Source organism: Kitasatospora sp. NPDC053057, from assembly GCF_044546945.1.
In the GTDB taxonomy this organism is placed as follows: Bacteria; Actinomycetota; Actinomycetes; order Streptomycetales; family Streptomycetaceae; genus Kitasatospora.
Window position 1 is genome coordinate 1 of sequence record NZ_JBITZP010000008.1, and the last position, 14066, is coordinate 14066.

The following is a 14066-nucleotide window of genomic DNA, read 5'->3' on the forward strand; positions in this document are numbered from 1 at the left end:
GGACGCTTCCTTCGGACCGCCTTCCAGCGGGCCCTCCGGGCGCTTCGTTCTTTCGTGTTTCCAGCTTATCAGATGTTTTCCGCTCCGTTTTCCGGGGCTTCGTCATCCAACTCGCTACTGTCTTCTGCGGCTTGACGCCCCGTCCGACGTTTCAAACTCTAGCCGATCCCCGCTCCGAAAAGCGAATCCAGCCGAATCCGACTGCAATCCGATAAAACGAGCACGCCGAATAAGCACCGAGCCGCGACGCGAAAAGCGAAACGACCGGCACGAACCGGAAGTGGTGTTTCAGAGGATTGGCCGCCCCGGGACCGTCCGCGCTGATGCGTGTCCGGTGCTCCCTGCCGAGCGACTAGGGAACACTACCCCTCTGCGGGGTCTGAGGCAAACCGGTTCCGGGGACGGTCCGGGTGCAGAGCGCACGGCCCTGCTTCACGTACTCGCCGTTGGGGTGGTCGTTGGCAGTGACCCAGTGCAGCGCGCTGGCTTCGTCGCGGCCGCCGTCGCGGTGACGGCGGAGCAGGCGTTCCTGGCGGACGGCGTCCTCGGTGTCGACGTACCAGAGTTCGCGCAGCAGTCTGCGGGCGTCCGGCCAGGGAGTCCCGGCGGAGGCGAGGTAGTTGCCCTCGGTGATGGCCAGCCGGGTGTGCGGGCGGACGACGTGGCGGGCGGCGACCGGTTCGTCCAGGGTGCGGTCGAAGTCCGGGACGTAGATGTCCTGGAAGCGGTCGGCGGCGACCCTACGCAGCAGGGCGACGTAGCCGTGGGCGTCGAAGGTGGCCGGGGCGCCCTTGCGGTGGGTCAGCCCGAGGCGGTCGAGCTGGGCGGCCGAGAGGTGGAAGCCGTCGAGCGGGAGGTAGGCGGCCGTGCCGGGGCCTTCGACGCGTTCGACCTCGGCGACGAGGTGGCGGGCCAGGGTGGACTTGCCGGCTCCAGGTGGGCCGGCAAGTCCGAGGATCGTACGGGCGTTGCTGCCCGGGCCGCGGAGCAGTCCGAGGGCAAGGGCGGTGAGGCGGTCCTCGTTCATGGCCGCACCCTACTCACTCGCCCCGGCCCGACGGCCGGCTCAGACGACCGCCGGCTCAGACGGCGGTAGGGGCAGAGGCAGAAGAAGGAGCAGGGGCGAGGCCGGGCAGGTCCAGGGTGAGGGTGCCGGCGTCCGCGTCGAGCAGTGCGGGGACGCCGAGCGGGACGGTGAGGGTGGACGGGCAGTGGCCGAAACCCAGCTCCCAGATCACGGGCACGCCGAGCCCGCCGAGCCGGTCGAGCATCACCTCCCGGACCCGTTCGGGCCGTCCGCAGCCCGCCCAGGAGCCGAGGGCTATGCCGGCCACGCCGTCGAGGGCACCGGAGCGCAGGAACTGGGTGAGCAGGCGGTCGAGCTGGTACGGGTGCTCGTTCACGTCTTCGAGGATCAGGATGCTGCCCGCGAAGGAGGGGCGGGCGGCGGGCGTGCCGCGCTCGGCGGCGAGGACGTGGACGCAGCCGCCGGCGGTGACACCGTGGGCGCGGCCGGGGACGAGCGCGGTGGCGGTGGGCGAGGTGAGGACGGTGGTGGCGGCGGGGTCGAAGAGGGTCCGGCGCAGGTGTTCGGCGGTGGGGCCGTCGTCCACGAAGGAGGAGCCGGAGGCCAGCGGCCCGTACAGGGTGGCGAGGCCGAGGCGCTGGGCGAAGGCCTCGTGCAGGGAGCTGACGTCGCTGAAGCCGATGAAGGGCTTGGGGCGGGCGGCGCGCATCGCGGTCCAGTCGAGCAGGTCGACGATGCGGTGGACGCCGTAGCCGCCGCGGGCGCAGATGACGGCGTCGACGGTGGGGTCGAGCCAGGCGCCCTGGAGGTCGGCGGCGCGGTCGGCGTCGGTGCCGGCCAGGTAGCCGAGGACGGGGTGGGTGTCGAGGACGTGCGGGGCGACGGTCACGCGCAGTCCCCAGGAGCGGAGGATCGCGCAGCCGGCGGTGAGTCGCTCGGGGTCGATCGGGCCGCTGGGGGCGACGACGGCGATGTGGTCGCCGGGGCGCAGGTGCGGCGGGCGGGTCAGTCCCTGGCCGGGCGTGGCGGGTTGCTGGTCCATGGACCGGGCCTTTCGGGGAAGGGGCGGGCAGCGGGCGGCCTCGGGGTGTGGTCGAGGCCGCCCGGTGACGATATGCCCGCGGGCCGACCGGCCGATGTCCCGGGGTGCGCGGCCCCCAGGAGGGCCGGGCGGGTTGATGGCTCTTCAGATCGCGCCCATCACCTCCCGCACCTCGGCGAGGGTGGCGTCGGCGATCGCGTTGGCCCGCTCCGCACCGGCGCGCAGCACCTGCCGCAGGTGGCCGCGGTCGGCGGCGAGTTCGGCGCGGCGGGTGCGCAGTGGGCGGAAGTACTCGTTGACGGACTCGATGACGGTGCGCTTGAGGGCGGCCGCACCGCCGTAGCCGATCTCCTCGGCGATCGCCTCCGGGGCGCGGTCCTGGCAGAGCGCGGCGAGCAGGACGAGGCCGGAGACCCCGGGGCGGCCGGTCGGGTCGTAGGTGATGCGGCGGTCGGCGTCGGTCTTGGCGCCGCGGATGATCCGGGCGGTCTCGTCCTCGTCGGCGCCGAGGGCGACGGCGTTGCCGCGGCTCTTGCTCATCTTGCCGCCGTCGGTGCCGAGCAGCATCGGGGCGTCGGAGAGCAGTGCCCGGGGGCGGGGGAAGACGGCGCTGCCGTCGGCGTGCGGGTAGCGCTCGTTGAAGCGGCGGGCGACGGTACGGGCGACCTCCAGGTGGGGCAGCTGGTCCTGGCCGACCGGGACGAGGTCGGCCTTGCAGAACAGGATGTCGGCGGCCTGGTGGACGGGGTAGGTGAACATCAGTCCGTTGACGGCGACCTGGCTGGAGTGGGCGATCTCGTCCTTGACGGTGGGGTTGCGGCTCAGTTCGGCGACGCTCACCAGGCTGAGGAAGGGCAGCAGCAGCTGGTTGAGCGCGGGGACGGCGCTGTGCGCGAAGATCGTGGCCCGCTCGGGGTCGAGGCCGGCCGCGAGGTAGTCGAGGACGAGGTTCTCGGTGTGCTCGGCGAGCCGGTCGGCGAGGTCGCGGTCGGTGATGACCTGGTAGTCGGCGACCAGGACGAACATCTCGACGCCCTGGTCCTGGAGCCGGACCCGGTTCTGCAGGGTGCCGAAGTAGTGGCCGAGGTGGAGCGGGCCGGTGGGGCGGTCCCCGGTGAGGACGCGGTGGGCGCCCGGGTCGTCGATCAGGTCGGCGGCCGTCAGGACGGGGGTGGCGGCCGGTCCGGCGGTGTCGTGCTCGGCGGCGGTGCGGGCGGTGGCGGTCATCGGGTTTCTCCCTCGGTACGGCGGTGGTGGCGGCCGTCCGGGGCGCAGGGCCCGTCCCGTGGGGAAACGCGACAGGGCCGTCCATCCCGGACGGCCCTGGTCAGGCAGGTGTGGTGGCCGTCCTAGGACGGCCACCAGCACAGGCCCACGAAGCGCTTCATGGCTCCAACGATAGCGTCAGTCCTCCGCGACCAGGGCGGGGGTGTCCCTGCGCAGCGTCTCGCCGCGGAAGAACTGCGGCCGGACCTGCCCGCCTACCTCAAGGACAAGGCAGGCAACCCGGCCGCCGTCGGCTCAAGGAGCTCGCAGTGGAGGTCAGCCCGGAGCAGATCGACAAGGCGGACGCCGACTGGATCTTCTACGGCGTGTACGGCAGTCCCGGTTCGACCAACCAGGACGCGGTGCTCGGCGGCGCGCTCTGGAAGACGCTCGGCGCGGTCAAGTCCGGTCAGGCCCGGCCGGTTTCGGACGAGACCTGGTTCCTGGGGCTCGGCGTCACGGCCGCCAACTCGGTGCTCGCCGACCTCAAGGGCTTCGTGACGCCCGGCAGTTGAGCCGACCCGCCTGGTACGGGTGCCGTCGATCTCCCGCCGCTCGCCCGGTGAACCCACCGTGCTCGCGGGCACACGCCCGGGAATGACGCTTGGAGCTGGTCGCGCGGTGCGGGAGGATCATCGGGACCGTCCCCCGAAGGGCCCGCCGATGACCTCGCTCCACCCCAACTCCACCGACCCCGCCCTGCCCGGCCCGCCCGCGGACGGCGCCGACTCCTCGCCCCCGGCCGGCCTGGCCGGCTCGGCTGGCCTGGCCGCCTCGGGGGCGCCGATCTGCTTGATCGCGACGGCGGCCGAAGGCTGCTCGACCGGCCCGGTCAGTGCCCCCGCCCGCCATGACACGGTGCCACAGCCGCGCACGCCGGAGGACGTCGAGGCGCAGCTACGCCGCGGTTCGGCGGACGGCGATGCCACCGCGGACCGGCTCCGGGCGGCGTTCGCCGACCGGCTGCGGGCCGCGCGCGCCGAAGGGCGCTCGCTCAACGAGCTGGCGGCGGCGTGCCGCCGGTCGGTGGAGGAGGTGCGGGCGCTGCTCGGCGAGGCCGAGGAGGAGGACGGGGACGACGCCGCCGGTGCCCCCTTCGGCGAGGCCGGACCGGTGTTCGTCCGGCCCCAGCAGACGGCGGCGCCGTCCGAGGGCAACCGGCCCGCGCCGGTGCCGCGTTCGGTGCGCGAGTCCTATCGCGACTCCTATCGCGAGCCGTCGCGCGAATCGACGCGTGAGCCGATGCGTGAATCGACGCGTGAGCCGATGCGTGAATCGACGCGTGAGGAGGTGCGGAACCTCGGCTGGCGGCGGCCGTCCCCCTCCCGCCGACTGCGCCGGATGCACCCCCAGGCCGACCGGACCGGGCAGGGGGCGACCGCACGGGAGACGGCCGCCGCCGACCCGACCTGGGCGGAGCCGCGCGGTGCGGGACGGCCGGGTGAACTGATCGGTGCAACGAGGGTGGTGGCCGACCAGGCGCCCCCGGCAGCCGGTGCGGACGCCTGGACCGTGGTGGGGGGCGGGGCCGAGGAGTCCCGGGCCGTCCCGCCGCTCGGCATCCTGATCGGCGGCAGCCCGGTCCAGCCGGAGGCCGTCGGCCGCCCGGAGGAACGGACGCCGGTCCGGGTGGCGGCGGAGCCGATCCGGGTCGGGCGCGGGACCAGCCTGGTGGTGCTGCCGTCCTGGCGTCCCGCCATCGCCGTCTCGGTGTCGACCGAGCAGCTGGTCGTCGAGACCGGTCTCACGGTCGAGCAACTGACCGGCGCCCGGCTGACGGTGCTGATGAACCCTTGGGCCCTGCACGACCGGGAGCTGGACCTGCACGGCTGGGAGCCCGGCCCACCCGGCCCGCACGGGCGGGCGCGGCGCGGCGGGCGCGGCTAGGGTCCGAGGACGGACCCGTCAGCGGGCGTTCGGGATGTAGCCGAGGTCGACGGGCACCGGAGGGCGCCCGTCGACCGCCCAGCCCGCGCGGACCGCTTCCAGCAACTCCGGGAGCCGGGGCGGCCAGAGCGCGTCGGCGTTCTCGTCGGCGAGGTCGGCCGGGGTCCACCAGCGCCAGTCGAGGATCCGGTCCTCGGCGTGCACCGCGCTGACGTCGCCGACCGGGCCGCGGTGCGGTCCGTTGGTCAGGTAGATGTGCTCGTGCTGGCGGACCGGGGTGCCGTGCCAGGTGAAGTCGTGCTCCCAGGTGCAGAGCAGCGGGCCGGGTTCGAGGTCGGTCCAGCCGGTCTCCTCCCACAGCTCGCGCCGGGCTCCGACCCGAGGCGTCTCGCCCGTTTCCAGCCCGCCACCGGGCATGGTCCAGTGGACGCCGACCTCGTCGTTGTCCGAACGGAGCAGGAACACCGAGCCGTTCCGGTCCAGGACCACCGTGCGGGCGGCCTGGCGGGGAACGCGTTTGCGCGGTCGCAGCAGTCTTCGCATCGGGACACTCTGACAGCGCCCGACCGGGGCGTCGACCGGATTCCCCGCCCCGGCCGCCGACTTGAGCTGCTTCCGGCCCCCCGGCCTGCGTCGATCCGGAGTCGCGGGCGCCCCGCCGGCCGTACCCTGACCGCCATGCCCGTACCCTCGATTCTCTTCCCCGCCGATCCGCTCAACCCACGCCGGCCCGATCCGCATTTCGCCTGGGAGGCCAGGCTGGTGCGGGAGTTGGGCGGCGAGCACCTCTTGGTCGACCACGACGCGCTGCTCGCCGGGCGCGCCGAGGAGGCGGTCCGGCGGGTGCCCCGGGGCAGCGGACCGCTCTGGTACCGGGGCTGGATGCTCCCCTCCGCCCGGTACGCCGAGTTCGCCGCCGCGCTCACCGCCCGCGACGGCAACCTGCTGACCAGCCCGCCCGGTTACGCGGCGGCGCACGAACTGCCCGGCTGGTACGGAGCGTTCGAGGGGGCGACCCCGCCCAGCGTCTGGATCCCGACATCCGGGGCCGTGCCGCCCACGCCGGAGGAACTGGCGGAGGCCGTGGCCCGGCTCGGCGGGAGCGGGGCGGCGATCGTCAAGGACTACGTGAAGTCGCGCAAGCACGAGTGGCACGAGGCCTGCTACGTACCGGAGTTGGCCGACCTGGCGGCCGTCGGCCGGGTGGTCGGGCGGTTCGTCGAGCTGCAGGGCGAGTTCCTGGCCGGCGGGGTGGTGCTTCGGCGGTACGAGGAGTTCGAGCGGGCAGATGGGCCGGACGGGCCGGACGAGGACGGCGGCGATGCTGCGGGTGCCGCGGGCGGCGAACGGCGGGCGGTGGAGGCCCGGGTGTGGTGGCTGGACGGCCGGCCGGTCCTGGTCGGGCCGCACCCGGACGCCCCGCACCTGCAGGTCGAGCCCGACCTCACCGAGGTCTCCGCGCTGGTGCGAAGACTCGGCTGCCGCTTCGTCACCACCGACCTCGCCAGCCGGGCCGACGGCTCCGGCTGGCGGGTGGTGGAGGTCGGGGACGGCCAGGTGAGCGACCTGCCGCGCGGCATCGATGCCTCGGGGCTGCTGGCTTCGCTGATCGCCGCCTGATTGACCGACCGGCGGGTCGGCGGGTGGTCCCACTTCCGATGGACCGTCCGCCGACCCCGCCGGGCAGCGGCCGAGCGGCTACCCGGCGGTGACCGTCTCGGCCGGTGCCGGGTGGCCGTCCGCGATGAACGCCTGCCAGAGCCGGGCGTACGTACCGCCCAGGGCGAGCAGTTCGGTGTGCGTGCCGTCCTCGACCACCCGGCCGTGGTCCAGCACGACCACCCGGTCGGCGCGTTCGGCGGTGGTCAGGCGGTGGGCGATGACCAGGGTGGTGCGGCCCCCGCTGAGCCGGTCCGCGGCCTGGTTGACCGCGGCCTCGGTGGCTAGGTCGAGCGCCGCGGTGGCCTCGTCCAGCAACAGGATGTCCGGGTCGACCAGTTCGGCCCGGGCCAGCGCGATCAACTGGCGCTGGCCCGCCGAAAGGTTCCGCCCACGGCCCGCGACCTCGTGGTCGTAGCCGCCCGACAGCCGGACGATCATGTCGTGGGCGCCGACCGCCCGGGCCGCCGCCTCCACCTCGGCCGCCGAGGCGCCCGGCCGGCCGTACGCGATCGCCTCGCGGACCGTGCCCGCGAACAGGTACGCCTCCTGGGGCACCACGCCCAGGCGGTGACGGTACTGGGCCAGGTCGTAGCGGGTGAGGTCCACGCCGTCCACCCGGACGGTGCCCTCGGTGGCGTCGTAGAACCGGGCGACCAGCTTGACCAGCGTCGACTTGCCCGCGCCGGTCTCGCCGACCAGCGCCACCGTCTGACCGGCGGGTATCTGCAGGTCGACGCCACTCAGCACCTCCGGGGCACCATCCGCGCCGCCGTTGTAGGCGAAGCCGACGCCCTCGAAGCTGATCTCGCCGCGCAGCGCCTTGGTCACCGGGACCGGGTCGGCCGCCTGCGCGGTGGTGGTCGGGGTGCGCAGCAGTTCGCGGATCCGGCCGAGGCCGACCGAGGCCTGCTGGTAGCCGTCGAACACCTGGGACAGCTGGTTGACCGGGGCGAAGAACAGGTCGATGTAGAGCAGGTACGCGACCAGCGCGCCGACCGTCAGCGTCCCCGCGTCCACCCGGGCGGCACCGACGATCAGCACCAGGGCGGCCGCCACGCTGGAGAGGAACTGGACGAACGGGAAGTACAGCGAGATGTAGAACTGGGCGCGGACCCGGGCCTCGCGGTAGGCGATCCCGCGTGCCACGAAGCGGTCGGTGTTGGTGTCCAGACGGCGGAAGGCCTGGACGATCCGCATGCCGGCCACGTTCTCCTGCAGGTCGGCGTTGACCGTGCTGATCAGGTCCCGGGAGCGCTCGTACTGGTCCTTGGACTTCTTCCGGAACACCAGGGTGGCGATCACCAGCAGCGGCAGCACGGCGAAGACCACCAGGGCCAGGCCGGCGTCGATGATCAGCAGGGCCACGAAGATCCCGGCGAAGGTCAGCAGGCTGACCACGGCGGTGACCATGCCGGTCTGGAGGAAGGAGGTCAGCGAGTCCAGGTCGGTGGTCATCCGGGTCATGATCCGGCCGGTCAGCTCGCGCTCGTAGTAGTCCAGGCCGAGCCGGTTGAGGTGGGCGAAGATCTTGAGCCGGAGGGTGTACAGCACCCGCTCACCGGTACGGCCGCTGACCCGGTTCTCCGCGCTCTGCACCAGCCAGTCCAGCAGGACGACGACCAGCGCGAGGGCCGAGGCCACCGCGACGCCGGACATCAGACCCTTGCGGACGCCCTCGTCGATGCCGTGCCGGATCAGCACCGGCAGCACCAGCCCGGCGGCCGCGTCGAGGGTGACCAGCAGGAGGGCGATGAGCAGCGGGGTGCGGAAGGGGCGCAGCAGGCGGCCGAGGCTGAAGTCGGGGTCACCGGCCTCGGCCTCGGCGCGGGGCACGGCGGGGACGTCGGAGGCCGGCGGGAGGTCGGCGACCTTGGCCAGCAGGTCGGGGTCGGCGGTGCGGGCCGCCTTGACGAGGGCGGGGGTGGGGAGCTCGGGGGTCTTCTGCGCGGGCTGTCCGTCCTGCGTGGGCTGTTCGCCTCTCGCGGGCCGTCCATCCTGCGCGGGCCGTTCGTCTTGCGCGGGCTGTTCCGCGGGCTGCGCGCTCTGCGGGCTCTGCGGCTCGGGGGACCGGCCGGCCTCGGGGTCGGTGATCAGGGCCCGGTACTGGGGACATCGGGCTTCGAGTTCCTCGTGCGTACCGAGGTCCAGCAGCCGGCCGCGGTCCAGGACGGCGATCCGGTCGGCGAGCTGGAGGGTCGAGCGGCGGTGGGCGATCAGCAGGGTGGTGCGGCCGGTCATCACGGAGCGCAGCGCGTCGTGGATCTCCGCTTCGACCTGCGGGTCGACGGCCGAGGTGGCGTCGTCCAGCAACAGGATCCGGGGGTCGGTGAGGATCGCCCGGGCCAGGGCGATGCGCTGGCGCTGGCCGCCGGAGAGGGTCAGGCCCTGCTCGCCGACCTTGGTCTCGTAACCGTCCGGAAGCGCGCGGACGAACTCGTCCGCCTGGGCGGCGCGCGCGGCGGCGACGATCTGCTCCTCGGTGGCGTCCGGGCGGCCGTAGGCGATGTTGGTGCGGACCGACTCGGAGAAGAGGAAGCTCTCCTCGGGGACGATGCCGACGGCCGCGCGGACCGAGTCCAGGGTGAGGTCGCGCAGGTCGTGGCCGTAGAGCCGGACGGTGCCGGCCGCCGGGTCGTAGAAGCGGGGCACCAGCTGGGCCACCGTCGACTTGCCGGAGCCGGACGCGCCGACCAGGGCGAGGGTCTCGCCAGGGGCCAGCTTCAGGCTGAGGCCGTGCAGGACCGGGGCGGGGTGCTCCGGGTCGTAGCGGAACTCGACCTGGTCGAACTCCAGGGCGATGTCGGAGGTGCGGGGACCGGCCGAGCCGCCGTTCGGGGCGTCGGCTGCGGCGCTGCCGTCCTGGGTGAGGTCCAGGCTGAGCGCGTCCGGACGCTCCTGGACCAGCGGACGCTCGTCGATCAGTTGCAGGACGCGCTCGACACCCGCCCGGGCCTGCTGGCCGACCGTGATCACCATGGTCAGCATCCGCACCGGGCCGGTCATCTGCGCGACGTAGGTGGAGAAGGCGACGAAGGTGCCGAGCGAGACCCTCCCGTCGACGGCCAGCCAACCGCCGAAGGCCAGCACCGCGACCTGGGCGAGGGCTGGGATCGCCTGCATCGCCGGGTTGTAGCGGGCGTTGAGGCGTATCGACCGGAGCCGGGCGGCGAACAGGTTGTGGGAGGCCTGCTCCAGCTTGTCCTGCTCCTGTGCCTCCTGGCCGAAGCCCTTGACCACCCGGACGCCGCCGATCGCACCGTCCACCACGCCCGCGACGGCGGCGGCCTCCTGCTGGGCGGCCCAGGTGGCCGGGAACAGGCGCTTGCGGCTGAGCACGCTGACCCACCACAGCGCGGGGGCCATGACCAGGGCGATCAGGGTCAGCGGCGCGGACAGCCAGACCATCACGCCGATCGACATCACGAACATCAGCAGGTAACCGGTCATCATCGGCAGCATCGAGAGCAGGCCGTTGATCAGCTGGAGGTCGGAGGTCGCGCGCCCCACCACCTGGCCGGTGTCCAGGCGGTCCTGGCGGTGACCGTCCAGTCGGCCGAGCGAGCGGAACAGGTCGCTACGCATGTCGTGCTGGACGTCGAGGGCAAGCCGGCCGCCGTAGTACCGACGGACCTGGGTGCAGCCGAAGACCACGACGGCGGCGAGCAGCAGCAGCACCGCCCACGGGGTCAGCGAGCGGGTGTGGGCGACGATGACGTCGTCGATGATCAGCTTGGTGACCAGCGGCACCAGCGCGGTGACGGCCATGCCGAGCAGCGAGGCACCGAAGGCGAGCAGCAGGCTGCGGCGGGACCGCCAGCTGTAGCCGATCAGGCGGCGCAGCCAGCCGTCGGCCTCGGCGGGCGTGGCCGCGCTCCGGCCGGCGTCCGCGGTCGGGCCAGCGTCCGCGGTCAGGCCAGCGTCCGCGGTCGGGCCGGCGTTCTCGCTCGGCTTCGCGTTCTCGCTCTGCATCGTGCTTTCGCTCGGCTCGGGGCGCGCATCAGCGGCCTGCGGGCTGTCGCCGGAGCCCTCCGGGTTGGGGCCGGGGGCCGGTGAGCCGCTCGGGGATTGCTCCACCATGGATCCGTGAGTCTCGGGCATATTTAGGGATGCTAACCATTTCGTCGGGTGGCCGCCATGGCTTTTCCGGCCGCACGAGGCGGTCGGGGCTGTTCCGGGGCGGCCCGGATCGTCCGGCCCGGCGGACTGGGCAACAGCCCGCCGTCTGCGGTGATTCCCAGTCGAACACAGCTGCGACTCGCCGGCCCGCCCTTGCCCCAAGGGTCGCCGACGGCCCGCCGTATGCCCAGCGGCCCGGGGGCGGGCGGGCGCCGTCCTTTGGACCTAGGGCCGACGGCGGGCCGGGCCGGTGTGCTCGGGGAGCTCGGGCAGCTCGCGGCGCTCGGGCAGCTCGCGGCGCTCGGGCAGCTCCCGGCGCCCGGGACTCCCGATGCCCGGCGCTTGGCCTCAGGCTGAATCGGAGACGGGATCGGCCGTCCCGGAACCGTCCACAGCGGCCGAGCCGGTGGCCGCGGAGTCGGCGGCGGCCGCGAAGGCGCCGTGGGCGAGGGTGTGCAGCAGCGCGGCCATGCCGTCGCGCTGCAGACCGGTGCGCTCGCCGTGGGCCGGGTTCGGGCCGAGGCTGTGCGGAGTCGAGTTGATCAGGCCGAAGACCGCGTGCACGGCGGCCCGCGCCGTCGGCTCGGCCTCGGGGGCGGCGAGCGACGGGTGGGCCTGCCGGACCACGTCCACCCACAGCTCGACGTAGCCGCGCTGGAGCCGGCGGACCGTGCGCCGGTCTTCCTCCTTGAGGTTCAGCAGCTCGCGGTCGTGCAGGGTGATCAGGTCGCGGTCGTTCAGGGCGAAGTCGACGTGGCCGCTGATCAGCGCGTCCAGCGCGGCAGCCGGGCCGTCGCCGCCGCCCGCCCGGCGGCGCCCCTCCTCCAGCAGGCGCTCGCTGATGCCGATCAGCAGGTCGGCCAGCATCGCGTCCTTGCCCGCGAAGTGGCGGTAGAGGCCGGGGCCACTGATGCCGACGGCCTTGCCGATCTCGTCCACGCCCACGCCGAGGAAGCCCCGGGCTGCGAACAGTCGCGCAGCCTCACGGCGGATCTGGTCGCGGCGTGGGAGCGCGGAGGCTGCGGGGACGTTCGGCATGCTGCCCATCGTAGACAGTCGGGTTATCGGCCGTTAACCTGGGCGCGTAAGTTAACGTTAATTAACGTGGGGATCACGGGCGAACCGCACTCGGCCCGCCCACCTGCTGCCGAGGGCAAGGGAGCTCTTGGGAATGGTCATCTCAACCACCGGCGCACCCTCCGGCGTCCGGCTCAGCGCAGTGACCGGCACGGCGACGGCACCGGGCGCCGTACCGCCGGGAGCCGCCGCTCCGGCGCCCCGACTCGGCACCTCCGCCGACCCGGGCTCCGCGGCCTACCGGGCCAACACCGAGGCGCACCAGGCGCTGGTCGCCGAACTGCGCGCCAAGCTCGACGCCGCCGCCCTCGGCGGGGGCGCCAAGGCCCGCGCCCGGCACACGTCGCGCGGCAAGCTCCTCCCCCGTGACCGGGTGGACACCCTGCTCGACCCGGCCTCGCCGTTCCTGGAGCTGGCCCCGCTGGCCGCCGACGGGATGTACGACGGGGCGGCGCCCGCGGCCGGGGTGATCGCCGGCATCGGCCGGGTCGCCGGACGCGAGGTGGTGGTGGTCGCCAACGACGCCACCGTCAAGGGCGGCACCTACTACCCGATGACGGTGAAGAAGCACCTGCGCGCCCAGGAGGTCGCGCTGGAGAACCGCCTCCCCTGCATCTACCTGGTGGACTCCGGCGGTGCCTTCCTCCCGATGCAGGACGAGGTCTTCCCGGACCGCGACCACTTCGGCCGGATCTTCTACAACCAGGCCCGGCTCTCGGCCGCGGGCATCCCGCAGATCGCCGCCGTGCTCGGCTCCTGCACGGCCGGCGGCGCGTACGTCCCGGCGATGAGCGACCAGGCCGTGATCGTCCGCAACCAGGGCACGATCTTCCTGGGGGGACCGCCGCTGGTGAAGGCCGCCACCGGCGAGGTGGTCACCGCCGAGGAGCTGGGCGGCGGCGAGTTGCACTCCCGCACCTCGGGCGTGACGGACCACCTGGCCGAGGACGACGCCCACGCCCTCTCCATCGTCCGCACCATCGTGTCCGGGCTCGGCCCGCGCGCGGCCAAGCCGTGGCCGCTCGCCCCGGTCGAGCCGCCGACCGTCGACCCGGCCGGCCTGTACGGCGCCGTCCCGGTCGACCCGCGCACGCCCTACGACGTGCGCGAGGTGATCGCCCGGCTGGTCGACGGCAGCCGCTTCGCCGAGTTCAAGGCCGAGTACGGCGCGACCCTGGTCACCGGCTTCGCCCGGATCCACGGCCACCCGGTCGGCATCGTCGCCAACAATGGCGTGCTGTTCTCCGAGTCGGCCGTCAAGGGCGCCCACTTCATCGAGTTGTGCGACCAGCGCGGCATCCCCCTCCTCTTCCTGCAGAACATCACCGGTTTCATGGTCGGCCGGCAGTACGAGGCGGGCGGCATCGCCAAGCACGGCGCCAAGATGGTCAACGCCGTCGCCTGCACCCGGGTCCCGAAGCTGACCGTGGTGATCGGCGGCTCGTACGGAGCCGGCAACTACTCGATGTGCGGCCGGGCCTACTCACCTCGCTTCCTGTGGATGTGGCCGGGCGCCAAGATCTCCGTGATGGGCGGCGAGCAGGCGGCCTCCGTGCTGGCCACCGTCCGCCGTGACCAGCTGGAGGCGCACGGCGAGGAGTGGCCGACCGAGGCGGAGGAGGAGTTCAAGCGCCCCGTCCGCGAGCAGTACGAGCGCCAGGGCAACGCCTACTACGCCACGGCCCGGCTCTGGGACGACGGTGTGATCGACCCGATGGACACCCGTACCGTCGTCGGCCTCGCCCTCACCGCCTGCGCCAACGCCCCGCTGGCACCGCCCGCTCCGTACGGCGTCTTCCGCATGTGACGCCGCACCCCGGTGACTTCGCCTGCCGGTGACGTCGCCCGTCAGTGACTTGGTCCGTCAGTGACGCCGCCTCGTGACCGCTTCGATGTGACCCCTCTCTTCCGGGTGTGACTCCCGGGGCGCCGGTCCGACGACCGGATCGGCGCCCCGACCGCCCACCGCCACCTCCTTCTTACGGCTCC

At 73.4% G+C, this 14066-nt stretch carries 10 protein-coding genes; 4 read left to right on the forward strand and 6 right to left on the reverse strand.

Annotated elements, in window-relative coordinates; all coding sequences use genetic code 11:
• Nucleotides 1–352 precede the first annotated feature (352 nt).
• From ACIG5E_RS11180 to trpS, 3 genes are all read right to left on the reverse strand, one after another.
• A complete protein-coding gene (locus tag ACIG5E_RS11180) occupies nt 353–1027 on the reverse strand; it encodes a nucleoside/nucleotide kinase family protein (protein ID WP_396533056.1) in 675 nt (224 codons plus the stop codon).
• Nucleotides 1028–1082: 55 nt separating this feature from the next.
• Nucleotides 1083–2069: an LD-carboxypeptidase gene (locus tag ACIG5E_RS11185; RefSeq protein WP_396533057.1), complete on the reverse strand. Its 987-nt coding sequence runs from the start codon at nt 2067–2069 to the stop codon at nt 1083–1085.
• Between the two features lie 144 nt (nt 2070–2213).
• Nucleotides 2214–3296: a tryptophan--tRNA ligase gene (gene trpS / locus ACIG5E_RS11190; protein ID WP_396533058.1), complete on the reverse strand. Its 1083-nt coding sequence runs from the start codon at nt 3294–3296 to the stop codon at nt 2214–2216.
• Nucleotides 3297–3604: 308 nt separating this feature from the next.
• On the opposite strand from trpS, the gene ACIG5E_RS11195 reads away from it, so the two are divergent.
• Together ACIG5E_RS11195 and ACIG5E_RS11200 are read left to right on the forward strand one after the other, a co-directional pair.
• Complete coding sequence (locus ACIG5E_RS11195) at nt 3605–3850, forward strand: hypothetical protein (protein ID WP_396533059.1); 246 nt, start codon at nt 3605–3607, stop codon at nt 3848–3850.
• A gap of 148 nt (nt 3851–3998) precedes the next feature.
• Nucleotides 3999–5222 carry a hypothetical protein gene (locus ACIG5E_RS11200; protein WP_396533060.1) on the forward strand — a complete coding sequence of 408 codons (1224 nt, stop codon included), beginning with the start codon at nt 3999–4001 and terminating at the stop codon, nt 5220–5222.
• Nucleotides 5223–5240: 18 nt separating this feature from the next.
• Here ACIG5E_RS11200 and ACIG5E_RS11205 read toward each other — a convergent pair whose 3' ends face one another.
• Nucleotides 5241–5765, reverse strand: a complete 525-nt coding sequence (locus tag ACIG5E_RS11205; RefSeq protein WP_396533061.1) for an NUDIX hydrolase — start codon at nt 5763–5765, stop codon at nt 5241–5243.
• A 135-nt stretch (nt 5766–5900) separates the two neighbouring features.
• On the opposite strand from ACIG5E_RS11205, the gene ACIG5E_RS11210 reads away from it, so the two are divergent.
• Entirely contained in the window at nt 5901–6842 is a 942-nt protein-coding gene (locus ACIG5E_RS11210; protein ID WP_396533062.1) for an ATP-grasp domain-containing protein, read from the forward strand.
• 78 nt (nt 6843–6920) lie between these two features.
• Here ACIG5E_RS11210 and ACIG5E_RS11215 read toward each other — a convergent pair whose 3' ends face one another.
• Complete coding sequence (locus tag ACIG5E_RS11215) at nt 6921–10982, reverse strand: ABC transporter transmembrane domain-containing protein (RefSeq protein WP_396533063.1); 4062 nt, start codon at nt 10980–10982, stop codon at nt 6921–6923.
• A gap of 366 nt (nt 10983–11348) precedes the next feature.
• On the reverse strand, nt 11349–12038 hold the full coding sequence (locus ACIG5E_RS11220) for a TetR/AcrR family transcriptional regulator (protein WP_396533064.1): 690 nt from the start codon (nt 12036–12038) through the stop codon (nt 11349–11351).
• Nucleotides 12039–12171: 133 nt separating this feature from the next.
• On the opposite strand from ACIG5E_RS11220, the gene ACIG5E_RS11225 reads away from it, so the two are divergent.
• Nucleotides 12172–13884, forward strand: a complete 1713-nt coding sequence (locus ACIG5E_RS11225) for a carboxyl transferase domain-containing protein (protein WP_396533065.1) — start codon at nt 12172–12174, stop codon at nt 13882–13884.
• The last annotated feature ends 182 nt before the right edge of the window (nt 13885–14066 follow it).

Coding starts and splice junctions, on each gene's coding strand:
- ACIG5E_RS11180 (WP_396533056.1), bottom strand. CDS start 1,027: ATGAACGAGGACCGCCTCACCGCCCTTGCCCTCGGACTGCTCCGCGGC.
- ACIG5E_RS11185 (WP_396533057.1), bottom strand. CDS start 2,069: ATGGACCAGCAACCCGCCACGCCCGGCCAGGGACTGACCCGCCCGCCG.
- ACIG5E_RS11215 (WP_396533063.1), bottom strand. CDS start 10,982: ATGCCCGAGACTCACGGATCCATGGTGGAGCAATCCCCGAGCGGCTCA.
- ACIG5E_RS11210 (WP_396533062.1), top strand. CDS start 5,901: ATGCCCGTACCCTCGATTCTCTTCCCCGCCGATCCGCTCAACCCACGC.
- ACIG5E_RS11220 (WP_396533064.1), bottom strand. CDS start 12,038: ATGCCGAACGTCCCCGCAGCCTCCGCGCTCCCACGCCGCGACCAGATC.
- ACIG5E_RS11225 (WP_396533065.1), top strand. CDS start 12,172: ATGGTCATCTCAACCACCGGCGCACCCTCCGGCGTCCGGCTCAGCGCA.
- trpS (WP_396533058.1), bottom strand. CDS start 3,296: ATGACCGCCACCGCCCGCACCGCCGCCGAGCACGACACCGCCGGACCG.
- ACIG5E_RS11200 (WP_396533060.1), top strand. CDS start 3,999: ATGACCTCGCTCCACCCCAACTCCACCGACCCCGCCCTGCCCGGCCCG.
- ACIG5E_RS11205 (WP_396533061.1), bottom strand. CDS start 5,765: ATGCGAAGACTGCTGCGACCGCGCAAACGCGTTCCCCGCCAGGCCGCC.